We start from the raw sequence: 26,202 nt of genomic DNA on the forward strand, positions 1-26,202 counted from the left end.
GCCAACCGCAGGATGCCAGTGAGTGAACCGGGAGGATTCAGTGCCTCACCCAGCTCATTCAGAATGGCACCTTCCACCGGACAGATGCTGGCACACTGAGGATCAGGAAAAGCCTCGGCACACTCGGTACACAAGGACGGGTTGATCTCAAACTGCAGCTCATTCTGTGTAATGGCGTCATTCGGACAGACCATTTCACAGGCGGTGCAGCTGACACAACTGGAGACAATTTCAAACGCCATGGTTCACCTCCTCAAGCGGACTGCAGGCGGGGTTGTGCGGTGTGCAACTGCCCTTGCTGTTGCAGCTGTTGGTACACAGCCCGTACCGCATCTTCGATCACTTCCATTGCATGTTCACCATCCGGCTGGATACCGGCTGCTTCCAGCGCACTCCAGGGTTCATAACCCACTTTGGAGCAGAGCAGCACTTCACAATCCTGCAACTGATGAATAATGGCATCCAGCACCGTTTCGCCGTCATCTCCACAGCTGGAGCCACCTTCACAATAAGGCTTGTCCACCTTGCGATGACCAATAAACCGTACACCCCGAACACTGGCCTCATACACCAGAAACTCGGTGGCATGACCAAAATGCTGGTTGATGATGCCGCCACCCTTGGTTGCCACGGCCATTTTTACCGGGCGGGAATCACTTTTCACCTCGGGCACCACAGCAGCCTGACGCTGACTGTTCAGCTGCTCCAACAGTTGTTTCTGCACTTCTGCACGCTGCACCATAGCGGCTTCATAATCCACTTCCAGGCTTTCAATCTTATCCAGAGTGAATTCTTCACCCCGGTCTTCACCCAGCATACCCACCGCATCAGCACGGCACTGGCGGCAATGGCGCATCATGTTCATATCACCGGCACAGGCATCCTGTATGGCTTCCAGCTCGGCAGCTGTGGGTTCACGCTGACCGGTCAGGCCAAAGTAGGTGCCGTGTTCTGCTTCGGCAATAATCGGCATCACATTGTGCAGAAACGCGCCTTTTTCTTTAACAATCCGTGATACTTCGATCAGATGCTGATCGTTGATACCGGGGATCAGTACTGAGTTAACCTTGACCAGAATGCCTTTGGCAATCAGCATTTCCAGCCCTTTCTGTTGTTGCTCAATCAGAATACGTGCCGCCTCAACACCACGAATTCGGCGGTTTTCCCAGAAAATCCACGGATAAATCCGGGCACCAATTTCCGGGTCAACACAGTTGATGGTGACGGTGACATGATCAATGTTGTGCTGACTGATTTCTTCCACACATTCCGGCAGGTTCAGACCATTGGTGGACACACAGAGTTTGATGTCCGGTGCTTCTTTGGTCAGACGACGGAAGGTTTCAAAGGTACGTTGTGGATTGGCTAGTGGGTCACCGGGGCCGGCAATACCCAACACCGACATCTGCGGGATGGCGGCAGCCACAGCCTTGACCTTTTTTACTGCCTGCGGTGGGGTGAGTACTTCGGATACCACACCGGGACGGGACTCGTTGCTGCAGTCGTATTTGCGGTTGCAGTAGTTGCACTGGATATTGCAAGCCGGTGCCACTGCCACATGCATTCGTGCAAAGTAGTGATGCGCCTGCTCAGAAAAGCAGGGGTGGTTGGCCACCTTGTCACGAATGGATTGTGGCAGATGCTCCTGGCTGGCAGCACTGCTGCCACAACCACTGGATGCACAACCCCCGGCACTGGATTCAGTTTTTTCATTATTCAGAACAGGCAGCTTCACGGTCAGTTCCTCATCATCAGGTTCACTGGCGGTATCGCAAGTTTCATACCTACTCGTGAAAAATTATTTAACTCACTGTTTCTAAAGCTTTAATCTAGTAGCGCCAAAAAGATTGTCAGTTATACGACAGGTTCCAGAACAGCGGATGTCGGACTTGTGACCAAATCAGATTTGTTTAACCCGGATATTCAGTGTCTGGATACGATAGGCAATCTGCCGAGGTGTCATGTTCAGCAGTCGTGCTGCCTTGGCTTGCACCCAACCCGCCTGTTCCAGCGCAGCAATCACCCGCTCACGCTCATCCAGATTTTCATCCGCCAGATCAATCTGCCCACCGTGAGAGCCAGTCACCCGCTCCTCAATACCGGTCAGTAACACCTGATCCCGATCAATCATGCCATCAGAGGACATCACTGCTGCCCGCTCCAGACAGTTTTCCAGCTCCCGCACGTTGCCTGGCCAGCTGTGGTGCATCAATACCCGCAAAGCAGCATCACTGATGCTGAGTTCACGCTCCTGTGCTGTAGCAATTTTCTGCAGCAGGAAGTGGGCAATTTCGGGGACATCCTCCAGCCGCTCCCGCAGGGTTGGCATAAAAATTGGCATCACATTCAGGCGATAATAAAGATCCTCACGGAAAGCCCCATCTTCCACATCGGCTTCCAGATCCCGGTGAGTGGCAGCCACCACCCGTACGTTCACCTTGATGCTGCGGTTGCCACCCACCCGCTCCAGCTCACCTTCTTGTAATACCCGCAGCAGTTTGGCCTGAAATCCGGGTGAAACTTCACCTATCTCATCTAAAAATAGAGTGCCCTTGTCAGCCTGTTCAAAACGCCCCTGACGCAGAGATATAGCACCGGTAAAAGCTCCTTTTTCATGCCCGAAGAGTTCTGATTCCAGCAGGTTTTCCGGCAGGGCTGCACAGTTGAGTTTGACAAAAGGGCCACGCGCCCGCGGGGAGTTGTAATGGATGGCGTTGGCAATCAGCTCCTTACCTGTTCCGGTTTCACCGCGAATCAGCACCGTGGTATTCCATTTGGCTACCTGACGCACCTGCTCAAAAACCTGACGCATGGGAAAAGAGTGACCAATAATGTTGTCAAAACCGAACTGGCCACGCACTGTGCGTTTTAGTTCATCCCGTTCATCTTTGAGGGCACGGCGCTCACTTTCCACTTCCCAGGCCAGACGTACAGTCTGACCAATCAGGTTGGCGACCATTTCCAGAAAACGGGCACGTTCACCCAACAACTCCTTCTGAGAGCTGCTGGGCTGGGCTGCAAAAACACCCAGCACTTCATCACCACTGCGAATCGGTACACCAACAAATGGACGTTGTGGATCATAAATCCCCAGTCGACCCAGAAAACGGGAGTCATCAGTGATTCGGTGCAGGATCAGGCTTTTGCCCTGTTTTAACACTTCACCGATAATGCCTTCACCCGACTGATAACGGATATCACCCGCTGTCAGCTCAGGAACACCACGCAGCGCATACACAACCAGCTCATCTTTTTCCGGCGGCACCAATGCCACCAAACCCCGTTCCAGTCCAACCCGTTGATCCAGCACTTCCAGCACCCGGCTGAGGGTTCCTTGCAGGTTGAGTGATTCGGACAGCACCTGACTAACCTGAAACAAAGTCTCCAGCTCACCGACCAGAATGGCCTGCAGCATTTCCGGAGCCAGGGCTTCTGTTGTTTCTTCTGTTTTAAACGCGTCTGAGTCATACATAAGGAATCAACACCTTGATTACACAGCCATGAGTCAGATCAGGATCAATTTCCATCAATCCCTGATGACTATTCACTATATCCTGCGCCAGAGTCAGCCCCATACCCAGATGCCCTTTGCCGGACGAGCGTGTGGTGTAAAAAGGCTCAAAAACCTTGAGTTGATCCTGTGAAGGAATGCCGGGTCCGGAGTCTTCCACACGGATTTCAACAGCTTCTTCAAGCGAGCGGGTAGTCACCCGGATTTCACGCACAGATCCCTTGTGATCCTTGAGAGCATCTATGGCGTTATCCAGCAGTTGTTTGAACAGCGTCACCAATCCGGTGGGTTTGCCCTGAATGCTGGGCAGTTGGTTTTCCGGTTGCCAATCCACGGTGATACCCGCTGCCAGCAGGCGAGGTGTCAGCAGGCTGAGTGTATTTTTTAACAGGTCATTGATATTCACCACTTGGGTGGCTTCTTCTGTGGGAGCAGGAATACAGGACTGCAGCATATCCAGTGCCTGGCGTCCGGCCTGCTGCACTTCACCCAGCAACTTAAGCAACCCGTCTGCATCATTGTTGTTGCGACGCTCGACCAACCGGGCAGCGGCATTAATCAGATTGAGCGGGCTTTCCAGTTGATATATGGCCCCGGAAAGCGCTTCTCGTACACTTTGCACCCGCTCCCTTTCTGCCAGTAATGCCTGCAGGCTGCTGAGGCGCAGCTGGCTCTGCTGGTTTTTAAGACTGGTAATGTCCTGCAGGGTGATCAGCAGGTAGTGGTTACTCTGGTTGTGAAAATACCCATCTGCACTGGTATCTTTTTCTTCTATTAATGAACCACTGCAACTGAACCACAGGGGTGATCCCAGCTGACTGGATTCCATGGTGATTTCCAATGCTGGAAAACCCTGGGTTCTAGCTTTGTCCGACTGAAAATGATTGGGCCATTGTTGTGTTAATGCCGCCAGCAGCTGATTCAACGGGTCATTTTTTAATCTCAGCTGCAGGGCTTTGTAACTGCGATTACTGAGCACTGCCTGCTGTTGCTGATTGATCAGCACCATCGCCACCTGTGCGGCATCCACGGCAGATTCAATCAGTGCACGCTGGTTGATCAGCTCATGTTCCAGTTGATGCACTTCCGTGACATCCCGATGTAATCCGAGATAGTGAGTGGTTTCACGCGCTGCATTTAATACCGGGGTAATGGTGATATCCGCCAGATAACGACTGCCATTCTTGCGGCGATTGACCAGCAAGCCGTTCCAGGACTCTCCAGCATTCAGCCTGGCCCACAGGCTTTCATACACCAGTCTGGGAGTTACCTTGTACGAGAGGATAGATTGGTTACGCCCCACCAGTTCAGCGGCATCGTAACCTGTCACCTGCTCAAAACAGGGGTTGGCATAAACAATGCGGGCACGGGTGTCGGTAATGCTGATTGCAATGGCAGCCTGTTCCACCGCCAGTCGGAAGATCTCCGGCGGAAGGGTTTCTGCGGCTGTTTTCAGCTCCATTGCCATGGATAGATCACCGGATTCGCACATGTCTGAACTCCTGATTGGCTTTGTCGTCTTCCATGCAATAGGCGTACCAGTGTCTTACAAACGCTGTTTCTTCATGTTCCAGTCAAATTTGTACTGCTGATGTTTTGTTGTGTTTGCTACAAAAATGCCCCGTTTAGCATCTCAGGAACAGCTTTTTACCTGCTGCTGCACTGTAAAACAGCAGCAGAATCCCATGGCACAGTCCTTGCTGAATCCTCCCATACCGGATCCTGAAAACCAGAATCAAGCGGAGCACACCATGTCGGATTATTTTTTATTGCTGGTTTCCACAGCCTTGGTCAACAACGTCATTTTGATCAAGTTTCTTGGCCTCTGCCCGCTGATGGGGGTGTCCACCAAGATGGATGGAGCGCTGGGCATGGGGTTAGCCACCACCTTTGTACTGACCTTGGCAGCAGCGGCCAGTTGGATGCTGGAGAACTGGTTACTGCAACCTATGGGGCTGGAATACCTACGGATTCTCTCTTTTATCCTGGTGATTGCCACAGTGGTGCAGTTCACCGAAATGCTGATTCGCAAGATGAGCCCACCGCTTTATCAGATTCTGGGGATTTATCTGCCTTTGATCACCACTAACTGTGCCGTGCTGGGGGTTGCCCTGCTGAATGTGCAGGATGGCAACAGTTTTATCCAGAGCCTGATGTTTGGTTTTGGTTCTGCCTTGGGTTTTACGCTGGTACTGGTAATTTTTGCCGGTTTGCGTGAACGCTTGGCAGTGCTGCAGGTGCCTGCCCTGTATCAGGGTGCTCCCATTGCTTTTATTGTTGCCGGGTTGTTATCGGTGGCGTTTATGGGTTTTGCCGGTCTGGCCTGATTCTGAAGACCCGTCCGATTTTAAAGAGGAGTTGCCAAAATGCTGATGTCTGTTTTGCCTCTGACACTGCTGGGTGGTGTGCTGGGATTCCTACTTGGAGTTGCATCCCGTGTGCTGAAAGTGGAACGCAGCAATGTTGCTGAAGAAATTGAACAGCTGCTGCCCGGCACCCAGTGTGGTCAGTGTGGCAACCCCAGTTGTGGTGCTGCTGCTGAAGCGGTGGCAGCCGGTGATCTACCGGCGACCTTCTGTCCTCCTGGTGGTAAGGCTGTTGCTGAAGCCATTGCCGCCCGGCTGGGCATTCCGCTGGATTTGAGTGGTATGTGTGATGAAGGCCCAAAAGTGGCCCGTGTGGATGAGTCCCTTTGTATCGGTTGTACCCGCTGCATCAAGATCTGCCCTACCGATGCCATTCTCGGTTCAGCCAAACATTTGCATGTTGTTTTTGCGGAAGCCTGTACCGCCTGCGGTAAGTGTGAGGCAGTTTGCCCCACTGAATGCATTCGGCTGGAGCCGGTGGCACCGACTCTGCAAACCTGGAGCTGGAGCCAGCCCGCGTTATAACCCCGGATCAGGAGTTACAGCATGTTTAAAAAATCCATTCGTGGCGGTGTGCATCCCGCAGATCACAAGGCATTAAGCAGTGATTGCAAAATTCGCCACTTTCCTGCCGGTGAACAACTCCATGTTTCACTGCAACAGCATCTGGGTGCACCCTCCACACCAGTGGTTAAAGTAGGTGATTCGGTGCTTAAGGGGCAGTTGATTGGTGCCAGTCAGGGGCATATTTCAGCACCGGTTCATGCCCCGGTTTCCGGTCGAATTGTGGCTTTGGCAGAACAAACCGCCCCCCATCCCTCCGGTTTGCCGGTATTGGTGCTGACACTGGAAAATGACCAGCAACACCGCTGGGCAGAAATGGACGTTGTTGCTGATCCTTTTGCCTTGCAACCGGAAGAAGTCTGTCTGAGAGTGGGCGCGGCCGGAATTGTTGGTTTGGGTGGCGCAACTTTTCCTGCGGCAGTGAAGCTGGGACTGAGTTTAAAAACTGGTGTGGATACACTGATTTTAAATGGTGGTGAGTGTGAACCCTATTTAACCTGTGATGACCGGCTGATGCGTGAAGCGGCGGATGAAATCATCAAGGGTGCCCTGCTGATGCAACATGCTGTACAGGCCAGACAGGTTCTGATTGGCATTGAGGATAATAAACCCGAAGCACTGGACGCCATGCAGCATGCGGCGGCAGGTACAGGCATTGAGATCAGATCTGTACCCAGTCGTTATCCCATGGGTTCGGAAAAACAACTGGTACAACAACTGACCGGCAAAGAACTACCCGCCATGAGCCGCGCCGCGGATTCCGGTCTGGTGGTACACAATGTTGCCACTGCACGGGCTGTTTATCAGGCTTTGTTTCTGGGGCGGCCTTTGATTTCCCGCGTGGTTACGCTCAGTGGTGGTGCCGTGACTCACCCTGGTAACTGGGAAGTACCACTGGGCACTCTGGCCAGTGATTTTCTTAACCGCGCCAGTGGTTTTGATTCAACACCTGCACGCCTGATCATGGGTGGCCCGATGATGGGCATTCAGTTACCCAACTTACACGTGCCGATTATCAAGGGTTCCAGCGGTATTCTGGCACTGACAGAAGACGAAATTCAGCAGAAGAATCCCAGCCCCTGTGTACGCTGCTCCAGCTGTATACGCAGCTGTCCTATGGGGTTATTACCACTGGAGATGGCAGCCAGTATCCGCAGTGGCAACCTCAAGGCCGCCAGCCAGCTTGGACTGAGTGACTGTGTCGGTTGCGGAGCCTGCAGCTACATCTGTCCATCCAGCATCCCACTGACCCACCTGTTTAATTATGCCAAAGGGGAAATTCATACCCAGCAAAAGGCAAAACAGAAAATGGAAGCCACTCGTGTGCTGGCACAAAGACGGGAAGTACGGCTGGAGCGTCAAGCCAGAGAGCGTGAAGAATTAATGGCAGCCCGCCGTGCTGCTGCCGCAAAAAAAGCTGCAGCAGAAGCTGAGGAGCAAACCTCATGAGCCAGTCCCCGAGTTCAGCCCTGAATCAGCCTATCCACGGCCCACATGCCCACAGCCATTCCCGCATGCCAATGATGATGCTGCAGGTGTTGATTGCGCTGACACCCGCCACCCTTTACGGCTTCTGGTTGTACGGCTGGATTGCATTTAACCTTTGGGTGATCTGTGTGGTTTCTGCAGTGTTCTGGGAAGCCCTGTTTCTCAAGTTCTTCGGCAAAAAGGTTAAAAGCCATCTGTACGATGGTTCTGCTTTGGTCACAGGTTGGTTGTTGGCCTTGTGTCTACCACCGGGAGCACCCTGGTGGCTGGCTGTTGTAGGTACTTTTCTTGCCATCGCCATGATCAAACAACTTTTTGGTGGGCTGGGTCAGAATGTCTTTAATCCGGCCATGGCTGCCAGAGTGATGCTGCTGATTGCCTTCCCGTTTGAAATGACCCAGTGGATTTCACCGGAAGTGTTGCAACTCCAGTATCCGGATTTTTCCAGCGGACTGGCTCATACCCTGGCGATTAACCATCTACCGGACAGTTACAGCGGAGCCACCCTGCTGGATGGTTTAAAAAATCAGCTATCCATGGGTATAACCGTTGAACCGGCTCTGAACAGTCTGAACTACTCACCATTAACCAGTTTCAGTGGACTTCATGCCGGTAGTGCCGGTGAAAGTACCGCCCTATTATTACTGGCCGGTGGTGTGTTTTTGTTGTGGCGTGGTGTTATCACCTGGCAAGCGCCCATAGGTTTATTACTGGGACTAGGTGTTCCTGCACTAATTATGAATCTGCTGCAACCGGACACTTATCCCGGTCTGCCTTTTCATTTGTTGACCGGTGGTGCCATGCTGGCCGCCTGGTTTATTGTCACCGACCCAGTGACCGGACCAACCACAGCAAGCGGACGACTGGTGTTTGGGCTGGGTTGTGGGTTACTGGCTTGGTTAATCCGCACTTACGGGAATTACCCGGAAGGAATTGCATTTGCTGTGATGCTGATGAACAGCGCCACTCCCCTACTGGATCGTTATTTCCGGCCCCGCATTTATGGCCGTAATGCTGCTGGTGCACCTCTGCAGCCCGGTGCCGAAAAATCAGGAGAAAAGTCATGAGCCTGAGCAAAATCAACCTTGCCAATATCCGTGACCGTCTTGACTATCAATCTGCCCTGCTGGCCATTGTAGTGCTGGTGACTTGTAGTGCACTGGCCATAGCTTATCAACTGACGCGTGAGCCCATTCGACTGGCACTGGAGCAGGATATGCGCCAGAGTTTTTCCCGCGTGTTACCTGCCGAGTTGCACGATAACGACCTACTGAGCAGCCAGGGACAAATCACGACTCCCTGGGGTGAGCTGACTTATTACCAGGCCACCTTGGAAGGACAGGTCACTGCGGTAATTTTTCCTCTTACTGCGCAGGGTTACGCCGGACGCATCGAAATGTTGATGGCTGTGCGAGCCAATGGCGAAATTTCTGGTGTCCGAGTTCTGGTGCATCAGGAAACACCAGGACTGGGTGACAAGATCGAAGAAGCAAGAGATCCATGGATCACCTATTTCAGCGGAAAATCACTGAGTAATCCTATGCCAGCAGGCTGGGGTGTCAAAAAAGATGGTGGTGATTTTGACCAGTTCACCGGTGCCACCATCACTCCCCGAGTCATTGTGGCCGCCATAAAACGTGGGCTGGAATTTTATCAAACCAGTCAGGATCAGCTGTTATACCCGCTGCGTAGTTACCAGATAGAAGAAGGAGGTCAACATGACTGATTACAGCCGCATGGCAAAAGATGGTCTGTGGAGCAATAACATGGTGTTTGCCCAGATGCTGGCACTCTGCCCTGTTATGGCTGTGACAGGCACTGCAACCAATGGTCTTGGCATGGGTCTGGCAACCTTGTTTGTGCTGGTTGGTGCCAACCTGATTATTTCGATGATCCGTCACACCATCAGTCAGGCCATCCGAATACCGGTTTATATCGTGATTATTGCCACCCTGGTCACCCTCACAGACATGCTGATTAATGCTTTTGCTTATGAGTTATACAAGGTGTTGGGATTGTTTATTGCATTAATTGTAGTGAACTGCGCCATTCTGGGACGAGCTGAAGCTTTTGCCTCCAAAAACACCGTGTGGAACTCACTGGTTGATTCAATTTTGATGGGGATCGGTCTGACCTGGGCGCTGGTTGCCATAGGTGGGTTCAGGGAAATCATCGGCAGCGGCACCTTGTTTGCCAACGCTGACCTGCTGCTGGGTGATGCCTTTGCTTTTCTGGAGGTGACCATCATCCCGGATTACAAAGGTTTTCTGATCATGATTTTACCGCCGGGTGGTTTTATTGCAGTCGGTTTCCTGCTGGCACTCAAACGCTGGATTGATAAAAAAGTTGAGTCTTTAGAACCTGCACCTGTTGCTTCCTGCAGCAAGTGATAAACCACTGAACAGGAGTCAGGCTTATGCAAGTCAGTATTGCTTACAGTAGCAGCAGTGGCGAACAAAGCTGGATCAACCTTGAGGTCGAGCAAACCACCACAGCATTCCAGGCCATTGAAGCTTCCGGTTTTTTACTACGCTTCCCAGAGATAGATCTGAGTACCCAGAAGATCGGTATTTACGGCAAACTGGTCAAAGCTGATCAGCTTTTGCAGGAGTATGACCGAGTTGAAATCTACCGCCCCATCATTGCTGATCCAAAGCTGGTACCACGGCGTAAAACTGCAGATGAAAGTGAGGATGACCAATGAAGTGTAGTTCATTAATGCCTGTGTTCGTTGCCGCGCAGATGGGTAGCTGGATTTGCACGAGACTATCCATTGCCTAACGGTGTCTTTCATACACCGTCACTCGGTGACCCCGCTTCAACAGCGCGTAAGCCGTGGTAATACCAGTGATGCCACCCCCAATGACTGCAATGTTTTTCATCAACCACCTCAATATGCTGTTTTTACCAGTATAGCGATGAAACACGGGTGAAAGATTCCAAAAAGCATAGCTAACAAAGTAAATATTTTTATTTTTACCACAAATATAGATTTTACAACCACAGAAAAATAAAAAATCCGGTTTTCTTTACTCTATAAGTAGAAAAAACCAGATTAATACACCTGTAGAAACAGGCTAGAGGGTATACGGCTGATGCAGCCAGTTTCTGATCCAGCCCTGCAGGACATCCGAGATATAACGATAATCGGCCAGCCAGTCATCCTGCAGGCGTGCTGCGAGTTCGCGTGGCACCAGGTTTCCCGCCACCAGACTAAAATACCAAGCACCATTATAACCGGCCGCTTTGTCGTAACTGCGCAACTGGGCCGCCAATGCCATGGGTTCAACCGTTAAATCCCAGGGCAGAGTTTTCAGGTGCTTGCCCTTGATGGCATATGGCTGCAAACGCAGCTGTGCCACACCATAACGGCTGAGTGATTCATGCTGTTGAAAAAACCAGTGCTGATGAAAATCGGTGGATTGACCGGGGCCTTCGCTCCACTCGGCAAAAAACCGTTCCAGCAATGGTGCATTGATTGCACTGGTCACTAGCTCTCTGAGATTGACCAGTTTTCCCAGTTGATAACGGGGTGATCCCAAGGGTTGAGCATCAATTAAAGCGGGTCGCATGGGTTCCAGCAGATCGGCCAGATCTTCCGGCAGATCGGCTAGGTCATCAATCAAACGCCGATCCATCACCTCCTGCAGCTCTTCCACTTCCAGTTGCCAACAGGCTTCTGGTGCTTTGCCGTAGCTGGCACTGAAAAAGTGAGTGGAACCATTAAAACGAGTGACCAGTGGCTGTATGGTTTCCAAGTCAACCAGCAATTGCTCGAAGTCGTCCACTTTGTTCAAAGCATGCTGCAGCCAGCTTTCCAAGTCCTGACCCAACATCAAGCCTTGAGAAGTGTACACACCACCCGGGCGATACCAGTCAGATCGGGTCAGGCGGTGTTTGAATTCTACCTCTGGCCAGACTTGTTGTAACAACTCCAGCAAACGGCTGTGATGAGGGCGCGGCTGAACTTCAGCAATTTGCATGGCCAGCTGCTGGATATCCGGCTGCGACTGAAGCACCGGCGCTCCATGTTGGGTTATCAACGGCATGGCATTCTCCGCCTAGTCTTCGTCATGCAGCGCCAGCACAGCACCACAGGCTTTATCAGGATCGTTGGTGAGGCTAGCACAGGCATTGGATGCATCAACCAGATACAGATCAAAACCCTGTCCCTGGTAAACCGGTTTTGCCAGTCCGGAAATGTCATTTTCCGAGCAGATGGTGAGTTTGCCTTGATCAAACAGCGCATCAAGACGTTCATCCCGTTCGGCAACTGGGGTTTGTTCAATCAAGGTTGCCAGTTGGGTCACTGCTTCAGCGCTGATCATTCAACGTTCTCCCCACTGAAGCGCTGACTGACTGAGCTTTCTGCTCCTAATACCCGCGCCAGCCAGGGTGGTGGGTTATCCAGATTCTGCTGGAGTTTTGCCAGTGCGGTATGAGCTTCTTCCGGGGTGGGAAATTTGATGGGGTGTACACCGGCCCGCACGACCTTGGCTGCGGCAGGACCACCAATGGATTGTACATAAAGCAGCTGGCAATCCTTGATCAGATCCGCACGGGCTTCATTTCGATCCGCTGCTTCTGCTGTTGCTGCGATATCCCGGATGGCAGCCAGATAGGCGCCCTCTTTACTGACTCTGTAAATCAGAAATCTTAAGCAGGAACCGAAGTGTCCATCCAGCAGCTGAGCATTGTTGGAGGCAATAGCAACCTGCAGGCTGGGTTTGCCTTGCATGGCAACAGGTTCAGCTTCGATATCCGGCAGGGGTTGCAAACTATCCTGCTCACCCCAGAGGTAACACAAAGCACTTTTAACCAGTGCCTTGTTGTAGTTTTCCGGCAGGTCGCCATCATCACCACTGAGAATTTTGTTCATGTCCTCAACACTGAGGGACTGGAGTTTTTCTTCGGTAATGGGCAGGCCAACGTAAGAACCTACGGCAACCACAAAAATGGCCGGGTCGTCTTCAGACAGAGCCCTGGCTGCATTGGCCAGGCGTCTGGCGGCACCTTTGCTGATACTGGTCATGGGGTCTATCTCCTGTATGGCTGGATGCATTCGGCAGGTGGCTGGGGTGGTTACTGCTTCACATCAACGACCTGACGGATACACACAATCACTGCTAGATGCTGGCCGTCCCTGGCCAGGGGTGTTGTGCTTTAAGCTGCCTGAGAAATGCAATCTACCGGGCAAACTGCCACACAGCGTGGCTCACCTTCATCAACACATTCATCACAGGTACTGGCCTTAATGCTGACCACCCCTTTTTTCATGGAGATGGAGACGGTGGGACACTCCGGCTCACAGTCACCACAGGCGGTGCAGACATCGGGATCAATTTTCATTGCCATGATCTAAACCCTCCAAACGAGTCATAAAGGCTTCAGGCCATCAATCCATCCTGCGGGCACGCAAGGATTTTGGGAGTGAGGGCTGTTCAATGAGGTCGATGTAGTAGCTCTGGCCGCTGGCCAGTTTTAGCTCTCCGCCCCATTTGCCGGGTTCAGTGAATTCCAGCGACAGCACCTTTTCTTCCAGATCCTTTTTGGGCATGTAGAAGGTTAACCCTCCATCCAGTGCCTGACTGATGATGATATTGGCCATGAAAGCCTCCTGTTGAGTTCACCAGTGGATTAACGAACCAGATCGTAGTTGTAGTCGGTCTGACCCATCAGGCGGGTGTCATCATCCAGACGCTCCAGTACAGAGTTCACCAGAGTTGTCAGGATTTGCATGGCACCTTCATAACCCAGGGTGGTGGAGCGATGCAGGTGGTGGCGGTCGAAGATCGGGAAGCCGATACGGATCAGTGGCACCTCGAACTCTTTGCCCTTGTGCAGGGTGTCACGCTGGATGAACTTGCCGTAGGAGTTACCGATCATGAAATCGGGCTTCTCGGTGAACATCAGCGAACGGAAATGCCACAGGTCATGACGGGAGAACAATTGAGTTTCGTTGTTCACCGGCGCTGAATCTGCCAGCATTTTTTTCATGCGTTTTTCCCAGCGCTTACCACCGGTCTGACACAGTACATGAGTCGGTTCAGCACCCAGCTCCAACAGGAAGCGAGTCAGACCCAGAGTGAAGTCAGGATCACCATACAGGGCAAACTTCTTGCCGTGCAGCCAGGTGTGGGAGTCAGTCATCATGTCAACCAGACGTCCACGCTCCTTGGCCAGACTGTCAGGAATGGCTTTGCCAGTCAGACGGGAGACCTCCATCAGGAAAGCATCGGTGTATTCCAGACCCATCGGGATATCCAGCTTGGGCAGGTCATGCTTCCAGGTGTTGGTCACCGTTTTTTTGGTTTTTTCCAGATGCAAAGGCTGCAGCAGGATGGTGGTGATGGCGTTGGGTGCATCCTTCATTTCTGCGATGGAAGTACCACCTTCATACATACGGTATTCACCGTCTGCAGGAGTATCCAGCACTTCTGAAGGATCAGACAGCAGGGTGTAGTCCACTTCCATTTCGTCCATCATGCGACGGATGACACGGAAGTTACCCAGGTAGGTTTCAAAACCAGGCACCAGGTTGATCTTGCCATTGCTGCCAACCACCTTGCCTTCCATGTGGTTCAGCGTGAAGTAACGACAGATACCTTCGAACATGTTATCCCAGCCAGTGACATGAGAACCCACAAAAGAGGGGGTATGTGCAAAGGGAGTTGGATAGTCTTCTGCCACAGCACCCGCTTTTTTGGCGTTGCCGATGAAGGCATTGAGGTCATCACCAATAACCTCGGCCATGCAGGTGGTGGACACCGCAATCATCTCGGGCTTGTAGAGCGCCTTGGCGTTCTCCAGACCGTCGATCATGTTTTTCTGACCACCGAATACCGCCGCATCTTCTGTCATGGAGTCGGATACACAGGCTACCGGCTCTTTAAAATGACGGTTGAAGTAGGTGCGGAAGTAAGCCACACAGCCCTGGGAGCCGTGTACATAAGGCAGGGTTTTTTCGAAACCCAGCGCACACAGAACAGCACCCAGCGGTTGGCAAGCCTTGGCAGGGTTAACTGTCAGTGCTTCACGCTCAAAGTTCAGGTTTTTATACTCTTCACTGGTGGTCCAGAGAAAGGTTTCCATGACCTTCTCATCGGCATGACCGGCTTCATAGTCGGCCTTTTTACGCGCCAGCACATCGATGTATTCATCTTCACGGAACAAAGGATAACTTTGTTTGATATCGTCTACGTTTTGCATGACCATCTCCTGGCCCGGCCGCTCATCTGCGGACGCGGGCGTGAGTGATTAAAAATTAGGCAACGGCTTTCTGGTTGTCTTCAGTAGAAGCTTTCCAGGGCGGTGTCATGTTTTTCCAGCAAGGGTTGTTCAGGGTCATGTCCATATCCTTGGCGAAGATGGCAAAACCATCGTAGCCGTGGTAGGGACCTGAATAATCCCAGGAGTGCATCTGGCGGAAAGGCACACCCATTTTCTGGAAGATGTACTTTTCTTTTACACCGGAGCCAATCAGGTCAGGCTTGACGCGTTTAACGAACTCTTCAAATTCAAAGCCAGTCACGTCGTCATAGATCAGGGTGGCGTTGCCCATTTCATTGGTGGTACGGTCGTAGTCATCGTTATGACCAAATTCGTAACCCGTTCCTACCACTTCCATGCCCAGATCTTCGTAGGCACCAATCACGTGACGTGGACGCAGACCACCCACATACAGCATGACTTTTTTACCCTGCAGACGTGGCTTGTACTTGTCGATGACGGCTTGCATCAGCGGCTGGTACTTGTTAATCACTTCCTCGGCCTTGGCTTTGATACTGTCATCAAAGTAAGAAGCAATCTTGCGCAGACTTTCAGCAACCTTGGTTGGACCAAAGAAGTTGTACTCGACCCATGGAATGCCATACTTTTCTTCCATGTGACGGGAGATGTAGTTCATGGAACGGTAGCAGTGCAGCAGGTTCAGCTTCACTTTTGGAGTCTGTTCCATTTCTGCCAGGGTACCGTCACCAGACCACTGGGATACCACACGCAGACCCATTTCTTCCAGCAGGATACGAGAAGACCAGGCATCACCACCGATGTTGTAGTCACCCAGAATCGCCACATCGTATTTGCCCGGCTCAACACCGTTGCCGCCGCCTTCACGCTCAAACACGTGATCACGGATGGCATCGTTGGCAATGTGGTGACCCAGTGACTGGGACACACCGCGGAAACCTTCACAACGCACTGGAATAACAGGCTTGCTGATTTCTTTGCTGCTGGCTTTGGAGACGGCTTCAATGTCGTCACCGATCAGACCGATTGGACACTCGGACTGCACACTGATACCGCGATTCAGTGGGAACAGCTGTTCAATTTCGGTGATCAGCTTGGACAGTTTTTTGTCGCCGCCGAATACGATGTCCTTCTCCTGGAAATCCGAGGTGAAGTTCATGGTACCGAAACTGTTCACACCGGTAGTGCCCACGTAGTAGTTACGACGACCAGCACGTGAGTACTGACCACAGCCAACCGGACCGTGGGAGATGTGAATCATGTCTTTGATTGGACCCCAGACCACACCCTTGGAACCGGCATAAGCACAACCACGAATGGTCATTACACCCGGCAGGGACTTACGGTTGGAGGTCACACATTTTTTGGCTTCAGCGCCAGGATCGTTAACCGCCAGGTGTTTGGCACGATCTTTTTTGGCTTTCTCAGGATAAACTTCAAGTACTTCCTGAATAAGCGCCTGGGCTTCTTCTTTGGTCAAATTTGACATTTTTTATTCCTCCAGCGTGCTGCCCATCCGCAACCACGCTCATGAGAAGTTTTAAGGAAAAAGTTAAGCGACTTCGCCGGCTTTTTTGCCCACGATGGTTTCGTCTTCTTCTTCCAGGATGCCGAACTCCATCAACAGCTCTTCCAGATCGTCCATTTCCAGCGGGGTTGGTACAACAAAATTCTTGTTTTCAACAATTTTGCGCGCCAGGGCACGATACTCATCAGCTTGTTTGGTTTTTGGATCGTATTCGATACAAGTCATGCGGCGGATTTCAGCGTGTTGTACCACGTTGTCACGTGGAACGAAGTGGATCATGGTGGTTCCCAGACGGGCGGCCAGTGCCATGATCAGCTCATCTTCACGGTCAGTGTTACGGCTGTTACAGATCAGACCTGCCAGACGCACGCTACCGGAGGTGGCGTATTTCACGATACCCTTGGCAATGTTGTTGGCGGCGAACATCGCCATCATTTCGCCAGAGCAAACGATGTAGATTTCCTGTGCTTTGTTTTCGCGGATAGGCATGGCAAAACCACCACACACCACGTCGCCGAGTACGTCGTAAAATACGAAGTCCAGCTCTTCATCGTAGGCGCCTTCTTCTTCCAGGAAGTTGATGGCAGTGATAACACCACGACCAGCACAACCAACACCTGGCTCAGGACCACCGGATTCAACACACTTGATACCGCCGTAGCCCACAGCCATTACATCTTCCAGTTCCAGATCTTCAACGGAACCAGCTTCAGCAGCCAGGTGCATTACAGTGGTTTGTGCTTTTGAGTGCAGGATCAGGCGAGTAGAGTCAGCCTTGGGGTCACAGCCCACAATCATGACTTTCAGGCCCATTTCTGCCAGCGCAGCAACCAGGTTCTGGGTTGTGGTGGATTTGCCGATACCGCCTTTACCGTAGATAGCAGCTTGACGTAATGCCATTGTCATTCTCCTCAGGTTTGGTACACATGGCGAACTGGATGCTCGCCGCTGACCAGTAAGCGCAAACCCTGTGCCAAACCGCTAAATAATTTTTAACTAATTGTTTTTATTAAAAATAAAAATAACCATTGGATTTATATGGTCGTTTTGGAGCCTACAAAAAAATCCAACTTGTCGTCAGTGCGACAAGCCATACAACAAAACCACCCAACACTGTACAAAAATCATGGCACAGGAATTGCTGCCACCTGGCACACTCCTGTAGAAGAAAGGAAACACCCATGACCACAAAACTCCCCACCGGCTTGTTGGATGCTCTGGAATCCGGCCGCTGTATTCCGGTACTCGGGCATCAAACTCTGGATGGCATCACCTCTGCTGACGGCAAGGCCATCCCGGCTGACAGTGATAGCTTGATCCTGGCAATGAACAACGGTCGCCCCATGGCACCCAAACTGATGTATGAGTTCCCGCGTGCAGCCATGAACATCGAGTTAAAAAAAGGCCGCAAGGCGGTGACACGTTTTCTCGACACCACCTACCGGGATACAGTCTGGAGTGAATCCAGCTTTCACCAGCAACTGGCAGCCCAGGGTTTTGCTTACATCATTGATATGAACCGCGACACTCAACTGCAATTAGCCTGGAGCAAACAGCCACATTTGCTGGTGGTGGGTATTGCTCGTATGGCTGGAGAGTTGGCTCGTTACCGCCTGTTCCAGCATGACGGCAGCAGTTACCAACCAGTCACTGATGAAACCGTGGATACCCAGTTACCGGTGCTGTTCAAGCCCGTTGGCACCCCGCTGCCGGAATCCCTCTACATTGCATCGGATGCTGATTATGTCGACTATCTGACAGAGCTGATGGGTGGTTTTGGCATGCCACCTTTTCTTAAACAGTACCGCATGGGATGCCAGTATTTGTTGCTGGGATTAAAGCTGGATCGGGATACACCCAGAATGTTGATCAATGACATAACCTATGGTGCTGGAAATCCGGCGGGATGGGCCTGCGTTCAGAACCCCACCGCGAATGAAGAAAAGTTTTTGAAGCGTAAAGGGTTTGAGCTACTGGATTTGAATCATCAGGACTGTCTGGCACAGATTTTGGGAGCCACGCTTCTTGCTGGAAAGAACAGGACACCGCCGTCGCCTGAAAACCAGCCTTGATCCAGTGTCGGGTTTACAACAAACAGGTTGTATGCCCGACATTTTTTTATCTGTTTTCCTGCTTTTAAAGTGTTGCCCCCTTGCTCCTCGACCTTTCCTGTCACTGGTACGTTTATTGCCTTTAGACCTGCGGCAACTGAACCCCCTTCAGTTGTCGATTCCATAAAACTTGAGGAGCATCAGCTATGGCTAAAGTCACTTTTAAAAGTGCCTTGCACCAGGACAAAAGCACCTATGCCGTTGCCGGAAGCCACAAGCAGACCATTCTGCAAATGGCCAAGGAAAACCACGTACCCATCGATTTTGGTTGTGAAAACGGTGAGTGTGGCACCTGCCTGGTGGAAGTAACCACGCTGGACAAAACCCGCCCCATGGGTGGACCGCTGAACCCGCGTGAAACTGCAGTATTAAAAGAAATGGGTAAAATCTCTCAAACTCAGATCGACCAGATGCTGGTGGATGATATTCCACCTTCACCCTGGCGCCTGGCCTGCCAGATGATCCTGCGTGACGAAGATATTCTGGTGGAATACCCCAGCGAGTGAGTCATCACTTCGCTTTTTGAATCGCACCCGTACGGGTGCGGTTTTTGTTTCTGGCACTGTCTTTGCTCCTTTACAGAAAACCCTCTGAAGGAGCTGAGCCATGTATCCATCCCACCGAATAGTTTTCCGCATTTTAGTTATCCTGAGCCTATTGTTGTTACCTCTCACCTTACTTGCCAACGAACTGCGTGTAGCTGTGGCAGCCAACTTTCTGGGCACTTTAAATAAGTTAGCGCCCCTTTATGAAGCACATTCCGGCCAGACGCTGTTGATCAGCTCGGGTTCCACCGGACGGCATTATGCCCAGATTGTTAACGGTGCACCTTTTGATCTATTTCTGTCAGCCGACATCGAACGCCCAACCCTGCTGGTAAAAGAAGGGCTGGCTTTAGCTGATTCCCGCTTTACTTATGCCCGTGGTGTGCTGGTGTTGTGGAGTGACCGGATGGATCTGCCGCTGCAAGACGGTGCGTTTCTGAGCAGCCCTGAATTGCGCCATCTGGCACTGGTTAACCCGCGCACTGCCCCCTACGGTGCAGCCGGGGTAGAGGTGATGGAACAACTGGGTGTGTATAACCAATTGCAGGGCGGGCGCATTGCTCAGGCAGAAAACCTCACCCAGGCCATGCAGTACGTCACCAGCAGCACCGCACAGGCTGGTTTTCTGGCACTGTCACAAATCATTGAACCCGATGGTGCGTTACGTGGTAATGCCTGGCTACCACCGGTCAGCAGTTATTCATCTCTGGAGCAACAAGCCGTGGTTTTGACATCTTCCCCACAACAAGAAGCCGCCCAGGCGTTTCTCGACTGGCTACAAGGTGAAGAAGCCCGCGCAGTCATCAAGGCAGCTGGTTATGGGCTTTGAGCAGGTGCAGAGGCATGAGCAGGGTATCTGGCTATCCGTCGGCTTGTCCTTCCCTGGACAAGACTCCGGCGCTGCGCAGTCCCTACTTCGCTTGCCGCCAGACATCCCTGCACTGCCTGCACCTTGATTCTGCTGGGAGATAGATGTGATTTCTGATGCCGATTTAACTGCCCTGTGGATCACCCTGAAGCTGGCGATTATCAGCACGCTGTTGTTGCTGCTGCTCTGTGCACCACTGGCCTGGTGGTTGGCTCACACCCACAACCGCGCCAAGGTGCTGGTAGAGGCGCTGGTGGCTATGCCGCTGGTGTTACCACCCACGGTGATGGGGTTTTATCTGCTGGTATTACTCGGGCCACGCGGTGCTGTAGGTGGTTTTCTGGAGTCCATTGGTATTGGGCATCTGGCGTTCAGTTTTTCCGGGCTGGTGATCGGCTCCATGCTGTTTTCCCTGCCTTTTGTGGTGCAGCCACTGCAAAACGCTTTTACCACCGCCGGTGGTCGGGTGCTGGAAGTGGCTGCCACGTTAAGAGCCTCACCGCTGGATCGGTTTTTCAGTGTGGTGTTGCCCTTGTCACAACGGGGTTTTCTGACTGCGAGTGTGCTTTCTTTTGCTCATACTCTGGGTGAATTTGGCATGATCCTGATGATCGGTGGCAACATTCCTGGTCGCACCCAGGTGGCTTCGATTGCTATTTATGACCATGTTGAAGCCATGGACTACAACGCTGCGCATAGCCTGTCACTGATTCTGGTGCTGTCGTCTTTTGTGTTGTTGATGCTGGTGTTTGCCCTGAACCGGCGTTTTAAAGTGGTGAGTTTATGATTCAGCTGGATTTCCAGTTAGGCTACGGCAACTTTTCACTGGATGTATCCCTGCGCCTGCCCACCAGTGGTGTTACAGCTTTGTTCGGTCGTTCCGGTTCCGGCAAAACCACCCTGTTGCGCTGTATGGCCGGGCTGGAATACCAACTGGGTGGACGCATGATGTTTAAGGATCAGGTGTGGCAAAACAGTAAAACGTTTCTGCCGGTACATCGACGACCACTGGGTTATGTGTTTCAGGAGGCCAGCCTTTTTCCACATCTGAAGGTGATCAACAACCTGTTGTATGGTTACAAACGCATTCCGACCACGCAGCAAAAATTACAACCCGATCAAGTGATTAAACTGCTGGGCATTGATGAACTGTTGCAGCGTTATCCGGATCAGCTTTCCGGCGGGCAACGTCAGCGGGTGGCCATCGGGCGGGCGCTGCTGACCAGTCCACAACTGCTGTTGATGGATGAACCCATGGCCTCACTGGATGCCACCAGCAAGGCAGAAATCCTGCCGTTTCTGGAGCGCCTGAGGGATGAGCTGGAAATCCCCATCATTTATGTCAGCCATTCCATCGAAGAAGTGACCCGACTGGCAGATCATCTGGTGCTGCTGGATCAAGGGCAGGTGGTGGCGCAGGGTGCCCTGCAAACCCTGCTGACCGACCCGGCGCTGCCTTTTATCCAGACCGAATCCGCCTCAACCGTTTTACGAGCTGAAGTGCTGCGCACCGACGCTGGGGATGGTTTGACGGAACTGCGGCTGGAGCACCAGTCATTATTGATCAGCCGTTGTGGCTTACAGCCGGGGCAGGCTACACGGGTACGCATATTGGCACGGGATGTGGTGCTGGCACGAACCCCACCGGATGAAATCAGCTTGTTAAACTGCCTGGAAACCCGCGTCATTGACATCCAGCCAGACCCTAACCCAAGCCAGGCACTGGTGCGCCTGCAACTGGGACAACAAACCCTGCTGGCTCGGGTTTCAAAACGCTCGGCTGAGCGCCTGCAACTGCAACCGGGGCTGGTGATTTATGCACTCATCAAAGGGGTGGCGCTGGCTTGAACTTTCAATCCGCGGCCACTTCTGCGTGTTCCAGCAGGAAGTCAACAAAAGCCCGGTCAGCAATGGATTGATAAGCGCCTTTTTTCCAGGCAATGGACATGTTAAGGAATACTCGTTCCTTAAAAGGCACTGCCACCAGGTCAGGTTCGTCTTTGAGCACCATATTCAGGAACACGGTGATGCCAAACCCTTGACGTACAATGGATTTGGTCAACGGAATCAGGTTAGATTCAAAAGCCACTTTTGGAATCAGGCCCGATTTTTCGCAGACGCGATCAATAAACTCTCGGTGGAAATAACCTTCCTTGAACAGCACCAGCTCTTCTTCAAAAAAATCTTCGAAGTCCACAAATTCCATTTCAGCAAAGCGGTGATCCACCGGCACACAGACCACCATTTCTTCTTTCAGAAAAGGCACAGCCTCCAGATCAGGTGGAACACGATCTGCCACAATCACACCAACATCCAAGGTGCCTTCGCGGATTTTTTTCTGGATGCTGCGGGTGCCATCCTCGAACACGGCAAGATTCAGGTTCTGGTGGCGGTGTTTAAAAGCCATCAGAATCGGCGGGAAATAATAAGAACCCAGCATACTGGGAATACCAATACGTACTTCGCCCTTAGTCAGACCTCGCGCTTCATTAAGCGCCAGTTCAGCGGCTTCCACTTCATCCAGAATACGACGGGCATGAACCAGTAACAGCGCACCTTCCGCGGTGGGTTTAACCCGCTTTTCACCTCGATCCAGCAGCGATAATCCCAACTGTTTTTCCATGTTACGTATCGACATGCTGACAGCAGGTTGAGCCACACCCAGACGTTCAGCGGCTAGGGTAAAACTACCGAGATCGGCTACAGTGACCAGATAACGCAAGGGGCGAATATCCATAACATGACCTTATTCTGAGGATTCAAGAGATATATTTTGCTTATCAAACGCTGCTGCGTAAAGTGTGGCCTTGTTAAAACCTTGAGTCAGACACAATGATTGAAGCAAAAACACCGGCCTTCTGGCGAGCTACTTTAGCGCTTTGCTGCGGCTCTTTCATGATATTCAGTAATCTTTATGTCACCCAGCCGTTACTGCCGGATTTTCAGCAGGCGTTTGGCATCAGCACCCTGCAGGCTAATGCTTCACTGGCGGTTGCCACACTAACATTGGGATTGTCCTTGTTGATCTACGGGCCGTTATCCGATGCACTGGGACGACGTGCCATCATGTTGATCACCATGGGGGGTGTGCTGGTATGTACCGCGGCACTGGCTTTTGCACCCAACTACTCCACATTGCTGGCATTGCGGGCTTTACAGGGGTTTTTGCTGGGCGGGTTGCCAGCCATTGCCATTGCTTACATGGGGGATGAGTTCAGTAAACGGGCTATGGCACTGGCGGTGGGTATCTACATCAGCGCCAACTCTCTGGGCGGCATCAGCGGGCGGCTGTTTTCCGGTTTTATAGCGGATCTGTTTGACTGGCGTGCCAGTTTTATTTCTGCTGCGGTGTTGTCCTTGGTGTGTCTGGGTATTTTCTGGTGGGCACTGCCTAAATCGCGGCATTTTGTACCCCGCACTCTCAGCCCGCCGCATATGGTCAGAGATTTGGGCGAGCATTTGCGTAACCCGCTACTGTTGATGGTTTATATCGTGGGCGGGCTGAATTTTTTTATCTTTGTCAACCAGTACAGCTATGTCACTTATTTGCTGGCTGCTGAACCTTGGTTGCTCAGCAGTAGCCTGCTGGGCATGTTGTTCCTGACCTACCTGACCGGCACTTGGGGGGCATCCATTTCTGGGCGAGTAGCACTGGTACTGGCACAACCCTTGTGTATGGCGCTGGGCATTTTGTTACTGATGACCGGCACACTGGTGATGCTGATTCCCAGCCTCTGGGCAATCATTGCTGGGTTATTCATCAATAGTTTTGGGTTTTTCTTCTGCCACTCCAACGCATCCAGCTGGGTCAGCCGTCAGGCACTAACAGCCCGCGCCAGCGCCAACGGCCTGTACTTGGTATTTTATTATGTGGGGGCCAGCAGTGGCGGATTTTATCTTGATCCCTTCTGGCGAGCGTGGCACTGGCCGGGAGTGATCCTGGCATCCCTGCTGGTGTTTGCTATCACCCTGTCCATCAGCCTGTGGCTGTGGCGTAAAGACCCAAGACCGTTGAGCCAGATCAGCTGATGGCAACTCAAACCAGTGCATCCCAGACCAGCCGAATCGCCAGCAAAGTAAGAATGATATTGATGATGCGCCCGAAGTTGCGATTACTCAGCCGAGCCAGCAGTTGCAGCCCCATCCAGGTACCAAGGGCACCACTGATGATCATCAGCAGCATCAAACCCAGCCAGTCCATAAACACAAAACCGGCAGCACCAAATACCAGTGCCTTGGGCAGGTGCTGCACACTCATGGCGGCAGCAAAGTTAGCTACGGTCCGGAAGCGATCCCCCTGATGTTGTTGCTTAACAAATGCAGCAACCAGTGGCCCGGTGGCACCAGCAAACATACTGATAAAAGTGGTGATCAATGCAGCAGCAAAGGTGCCCAGTCGCCCTAACCCGATGGCTGGTACTTTGGGACCCCAGGTTAAGAACAGGATAAAACCGGCAATAGTCAGCTGTAATACATGAACAGGCAGTTGCACTAGAAAAAGACTCGCCAGCCAGGCACCCAGTATTGCACCGGGAGTAAAAGCGGCCAGCAGTTTCCAGTCGATATCCTTTACCGTCATCAAGGCACGATTGAGGTTGGAACCCAGTTGCACCATGCCATGTACAGGAATGATGGCGGCGGGTGGTAACATCAAAGCCATCACGGCCAGCAATAACACACCACCACCCACACCAATACTGGCGGTAATAGCAGAGGTGAGGCCAGCAATCAGGATCAGAAAAGAAGCAGCAGCAATAGAGAGTTGATCAGGCAGTAGAGAGTCAATCAAAGGCATTAATTTTAAAGACCGGCAGTACGCAGACAGTCATTGTATTCATCATAACGTCGGTCATAATCGATATCCTGCGCCAGAGTGCCGGGCAGACGGAATCCAAGACTGAAAATACCTGTAGAGGCCACAGCAAAATCGGTTGCAGACTGCAGGCCAGACTGCATGGAACAGCTCAGTTGACTGGCCTGATGAGGAAGGAGCTGATCAGGGTCGAGTGCAAAAGCTCCGCCGGAGAAGTTCATGCTGCCACAGCCAACCAGCAGAGACATGGTTGCCAGAAGCAGGCAACCACATGTTTTATTTAAAATTTTGCACTTCACTTGATCGTCACCACTGTTAATCTGTCTGTACACTATGCCTATGGTATCCTGACAGGCAGTATAGCTAAAGCTTTTTGGAGAAAAAACATGTTGAGTTATGAAATTATTCCAGTGACACCTTTTGCGCAGAACGCCACACTGGTCTGGTGTAATGAGACTAAAGAGGCCGCAATTATTGATGCCGGTGGCGAAGTGGATCGTCTGCTGGCGGCTGTTAAGCAACATGGGCTGAAACTGACCAAAATACTGCTGACTCACGGCCATATTGATCACGCCGGTGGTGCTGCAGATTTACACCAACAAACAGGTGTACCAGTGATCGGACCTCATCAGGATGACCGGTTCTGGTTGGATGGACTGGGGCAACAAAGCCGGATGTTTTCTTTCCCGGATGCCAAACCGGTCACGCCGGATCAGTGGCTGCAAGATGGTGATGAAATCCAGTTGGGCAAATCCACGCTGCAGGTACTGCATTGTCCCGGTCATACACCCGGCCATGTGGTTTTTTACGATGCAGAAAATCAAATTGCTCAGGTGGGTGATGTGTTATTTGCCGGCTCCATCGGTCGGACTGACTTTCCAAAAAGTAACCATCAGGATTTGTTGGATTCCATCCGCAACAAACTTTTTCCACTCGGTGATGAAGTGCGTTTTATTCCTGGCCATGGCCCTATGTCCACTTTTGGGGAAGAAAAGCACAGCAACCCGTTTGTAGGTAGTACCCAGTTTGGTTAGCAAAATCCGCGTAAACCCTCGCCCAATCGGGCGGAGATATAAGCGGGAACCGCGCAGCGGTTCTAGTCCTGTGAAATATGACCTTGACGGTTTATAATGAAAGAAGTATATCAATGAGCACTGAAA

Annotated in this window: 30 protein-coding genes; 14 read left to right on the plus strand and 16 right to left on the minus strand. The window is 51.9% G+C overall.

What is annotated here, in order from left to right; all coding sequences use genetic code 11:
* From IBX50_RS06465 to nifL, 4 genes are all read right to left on the minus strand, one after another.
* Nucleotides 1-242 (minus strand): 4Fe-4S binding protein (locus IBX50_RS06465; protein WP_292254375.1); only part of this gene is annotated, 242 nt, incomplete at its 3' end.
* Nucleotides 243-253: 11 nt separating this feature from the next.
* Entirely contained in the window at nucleotides 254-1,735 is a 1,482-nt protein-coding gene (gene nifB, locus IBX50_RS06470) for a nitrogenase cofactor biosynthesis protein NifB (protein WP_292254377.1), read from the minus strand.
* A 165-nt stretch (nucleotides 1,736-1,900) separates the two neighbouring features.
* Complete coding sequence (gene nifA, locus IBX50_RS06475; protein WP_292254378.1) at nucleotides 1,901-3,472, minus strand: nif-specific transcriptional activator NifA; 1,572 nt, start codon at nucleotides 3,470-3,472, stop codon at nucleotides 1,901-1,903.
* Complete coding sequence (gene nifL / locus IBX50_RS06480; RefSeq protein WP_292254379.1) at nucleotides 3,465-5,003, minus strand: nitrogen fixation negative regulator NifL; 1,539 nt, start codon at nucleotides 5,001-5,003, stop codon at nucleotides 3,465-3,467. Before nifL ends, nifA begins: the two co-directional genes overlap by 8 nt.
* Nucleotides 5,004-5,262: 259 nt before the next feature.
* Here nifL and rsxA point away from each other — a divergent pair, with 259 nt between their 5' ends.
* From rsxA to IBX50_RS06515, 7 genes are read left to right on the plus strand one after another with little or no spacing between them, the layout of a single operon-like run.
* The gene (rsxA, locus tag IBX50_RS06485; RefSeq protein ID WP_292254418.1) at nucleotides 5,263-5,838 is read left to right on the plus strand and encodes an electron transport complex subunit RsxA; all 576 of its coding nucleotides are present in this window, start codon (nucleotides 5,263-5,265) and stop codon (nucleotides 5,836-5,838) included.
* Between the two features lie 39 nt (nucleotides 5,839-5,877).
* Entirely contained in the window at nucleotides 5,878-6,402 is a 525-nt protein-coding gene (locus IBX50_RS06490) for an RnfABCDGE type electron transport complex subunit B (protein WP_292254380.1), read from the plus strand.
* Nucleotides 6,403-6,423: 21 nt separating this feature from the next.
* Nucleotides 6,424-7,890, plus strand: coding sequence for an electron transport complex subunit RsxC (gene rsxC / locus IBX50_RS06495; RefSeq protein WP_292254382.1), 1,467 nt, complete (start codon nucleotides 6,424-6,426; stop codon nucleotides 7,888-7,890).
* Entirely contained in the window at nucleotides 7,887-8,996 is a 1,110-nt protein-coding gene (locus IBX50_RS06500; protein WP_292254384.1) for an RnfABCDGE type electron transport complex subunit D, read from the plus strand. The genes rsxC and IBX50_RS06500 overlap by 4 nt, the downstream gene beginning before the upstream one ends.
* On the plus strand, nucleotides 8,993-9,655 hold the full coding sequence (gene rsxG, locus IBX50_RS06505; RefSeq protein ID WP_292254386.1) for an electron transport complex subunit RsxG: 663 nt from the start codon (nucleotides 8,993-8,995) through the stop codon (nucleotides 9,653-9,655). The genes IBX50_RS06500 and rsxG overlap by 4 nt, the downstream gene beginning before the upstream one ends.
* Entirely contained in the window at nucleotides 9,648-10,319 is a 672-nt protein-coding gene (locus IBX50_RS06510) for an electron transport complex subunit E (protein WP_292254387.1), read from the plus strand. Before rsxG ends, IBX50_RS06510 begins: the two co-directional genes overlap by 8 nt.
* Before the next feature lie 26 nt (nucleotides 10,320-10,345).
* Nucleotides 10,346-10,633 (plus strand): RnfH family protein, encoded by a 288-nt coding sequence (locus IBX50_RS06515; RefSeq protein ID WP_292254389.1) that lies wholly within the window; start codon nucleotides 10,346-10,348, stop codon nucleotides 10,631-10,633.
* A gap of 73 nt (nucleotides 10,634-10,706) precedes the next feature.
* Here IBX50_RS06515 and IBX50_RS06520 read toward each other — a convergent pair whose 3' ends face one another.
* The 9 genes from IBX50_RS06520 to nifH all read right to left on the minus strand — a co-directional run bounded on the left by IBX50_RS06520 (nucleotide 10,707) and on the right by nifH (nucleotide 17,605).
* Nucleotides 10,707-10,811 (minus strand): FAD-dependent oxidoreductase, encoded by a 105-nt coding sequence (locus IBX50_RS06520; RefSeq protein ID WP_292254391.1) that lies wholly within the window; start codon nucleotides 10,809-10,811, stop codon nucleotides 10,707-10,709.
* Between the two features lie 195 nt (nucleotides 10,812-11,006).
* The gene (locus tag IBX50_RS06525; RefSeq protein WP_292254392.1) at nucleotides 11,007-11,978 is read right to left on the minus strand and encodes a hypothetical protein; all 972 of its coding nucleotides are present in this window, start codon (nucleotides 11,976-11,978) and stop codon (nucleotides 11,007-11,009) included.
* A gap of 12 nt (nucleotides 11,979-11,990) precedes the next feature.
* The gene (locus IBX50_RS06530; protein WP_292254393.1) at nucleotides 11,991-12,257 is read right to left on the minus strand and encodes a DUF6129 family protein; all 267 of its coding nucleotides are present in this window, start codon (nucleotides 12,255-12,257) and stop codon (nucleotides 11,991-11,993) included.
* A complete protein-coding gene (locus IBX50_RS06535; RefSeq protein WP_292254394.1) occupies nucleotides 12,254-12,961 on the minus strand; it encodes a NifB/NifX family molybdenum-iron cluster-binding protein in 708 nt (235 codons plus the stop codon). Before IBX50_RS06535 ends, IBX50_RS06530 begins: the two co-directional genes overlap by 4 nt.
* 131 nt (nucleotides 12,962-13,092) lie before the next feature.
* Nucleotides 13,093-13,284, minus strand: a complete 192-nt coding sequence (locus IBX50_RS06540; RefSeq protein WP_292254395.1) for a 4Fe-4S dicluster domain-containing protein — start codon at nucleotides 13,282-13,284, stop codon at nucleotides 13,093-13,095.
* A gap of 40 nt (nucleotides 13,285-13,324) precedes the next feature.
* A complete protein-coding gene (gene nifT / locus IBX50_RS06545) occupies nucleotides 13,325-13,537 on the minus strand; it encodes a putative nitrogen fixation protein NifT (protein WP_292254397.1) in 213 nt (70 codons plus the stop codon).
* A 29-nt stretch (nucleotides 13,538-13,566) separates the two neighbouring features.
* Nucleotides 13,567-15,138: a nitrogenase molybdenum-iron protein subunit beta gene (nifK, locus tag IBX50_RS06550; protein WP_292254399.1), complete on the minus strand. Its 1,572-nt coding sequence runs from the start codon at nucleotides 15,136-15,138 to the stop codon at nucleotides 13,567-13,569.
* 55 nt (nucleotides 15,139-15,193) lie between these two features.
* The gene (gene nifD / locus IBX50_RS06555; protein ID WP_292254400.1) at nucleotides 15,194-16,666 is read right to left on the minus strand and encodes a nitrogenase molybdenum-iron protein alpha chain; all 1,473 of its coding nucleotides are present in this window, start codon (nucleotides 16,664-16,666) and stop codon (nucleotides 15,194-15,196) included.
* A 63-nt stretch (nucleotides 16,667-16,729) separates the two neighbouring features.
* Entirely contained in the window at nucleotides 16,730-17,605 is an 876-nt protein-coding gene (gene nifH / locus IBX50_RS06560) for a nitrogenase iron protein (RefSeq protein WP_292254401.1), read from the minus strand.
* A 281-nt stretch (nucleotides 17,606-17,886) separates the two neighbouring features.
* Between nifH and IBX50_RS06565 the strand changes: the two genes are divergently transcribed.
* The 5 genes from IBX50_RS06565 to modC all read left to right on the plus strand — a co-directional run bounded on the left by IBX50_RS06565 (nucleotide 17,887) and on the right by modC (nucleotide 22,077).
* Nucleotides 17,887-18,777 (plus strand): SIR2 family protein, encoded by an 891-nt coding sequence (locus IBX50_RS06565; protein ID WP_292254403.1) that lies wholly within the window; start codon nucleotides 17,887-17,889, stop codon nucleotides 18,775-18,777.
* A gap of 185 nt (nucleotides 18,778-18,962) precedes the next feature.
* Complete coding sequence (locus IBX50_RS06570) at nucleotides 18,963-19,322, plus strand: 2Fe-2S iron-sulfur cluster-binding protein (protein WP_292254405.1); 360 nt, start codon at nucleotides 18,963-18,965, stop codon at nucleotides 19,320-19,322.
* Between the two features lie 100 nt (nucleotides 19,323-19,422).
* Nucleotides 19,423-20,190 (plus strand): molybdate ABC transporter substrate-binding protein, encoded by a 768-nt coding sequence (gene modA / locus IBX50_RS06575; protein WP_292254407.1) that lies wholly within the window; start codon nucleotides 19,423-19,425, stop codon nucleotides 20,188-20,190.
* A gap of 145 nt (nucleotides 20,191-20,335) precedes the next feature.
* Nucleotides 20,336-21,016 carry a molybdate ABC transporter permease subunit gene (gene modB / locus IBX50_RS06580; RefSeq protein WP_292254409.1) on the plus strand — a complete coding sequence of 227 codons (681 nt, stop codon included), beginning with the start codon at nucleotides 20,336-20,338 and terminating at the stop codon, nucleotides 21,014-21,016.
* Nucleotides 21,013-22,077, plus strand: a complete 1,065-nt coding sequence (gene modC / locus IBX50_RS06585) for a molybdenum ABC transporter ATP-binding protein (RefSeq protein WP_292254410.1) — start codon at nucleotides 21,013-21,015, stop codon at nucleotides 22,075-22,077. The genes modB and modC overlap by 4 nt, the downstream gene beginning before the upstream one ends.
* A gap of 4 nt (nucleotides 22,078-22,081) precedes the next feature.
* Here the strand turns inward: modC and IBX50_RS06590 are convergent, their stop codons facing one another.
* Nucleotides 22,082-22,966 (minus strand): LysR substrate-binding domain-containing protein, encoded by an 885-nt coding sequence (locus IBX50_RS06590; protein ID WP_292254411.1) that lies wholly within the window; start codon nucleotides 22,964-22,966, stop codon nucleotides 22,082-22,084.
* Between the two features lie 95 nt (nucleotides 22,967-23,061).
* Here IBX50_RS06590 and IBX50_RS06595 point away from each other — a divergent pair, with 95 nt between their 5' ends.
* Nucleotides 23,062-24,258: an MFS transporter gene (locus tag IBX50_RS06595; protein WP_292254413.1), complete on the plus strand. Its 1,197-nt coding sequence runs from the start codon at nucleotides 23,062-23,064 to the stop codon at nucleotides 24,256-24,258.
* A gap of 7 nt (nucleotides 24,259-24,265) precedes the next feature.
* On the opposite strand, the gene IBX50_RS06600 is transcribed toward IBX50_RS06595, so the two are convergent.
* Complete coding sequence (locus tag IBX50_RS06600; RefSeq protein ID WP_292254415.1) at nucleotides 24,266-25,024, minus strand: sulfite exporter TauE/SafE family protein; 759 nt, start codon at nucleotides 25,022-25,024, stop codon at nucleotides 24,266-24,268.
* Between the two features lie 5 nt (nucleotides 25,025-25,029).
* Complete coding sequence (locus IBX50_RS06605) at nucleotides 25,030-25,290, minus strand: hypothetical protein (protein WP_292254416.1); 261 nt, start codon at nucleotides 25,288-25,290, stop codon at nucleotides 25,030-25,032.
* Nucleotides 25,291-25,431: 141 nt separating this feature from the next.
* Here IBX50_RS06605 and IBX50_RS06610 point away from each other — a divergent pair, with 141 nt between their 5' ends.
* Complete coding sequence (locus IBX50_RS06610) at nucleotides 25,432-26,076, plus strand: MBL fold metallo-hydrolase (RefSeq protein WP_292254420.1); 645 nt, start codon at nucleotides 25,432-25,434, stop codon at nucleotides 26,074-26,076.
* Nucleotides 26,077-26,202 lie beyond the last annotated feature (126 nt).

It is taken from the genome of Marinospirillum sp. (assembly GCF_014859565.1).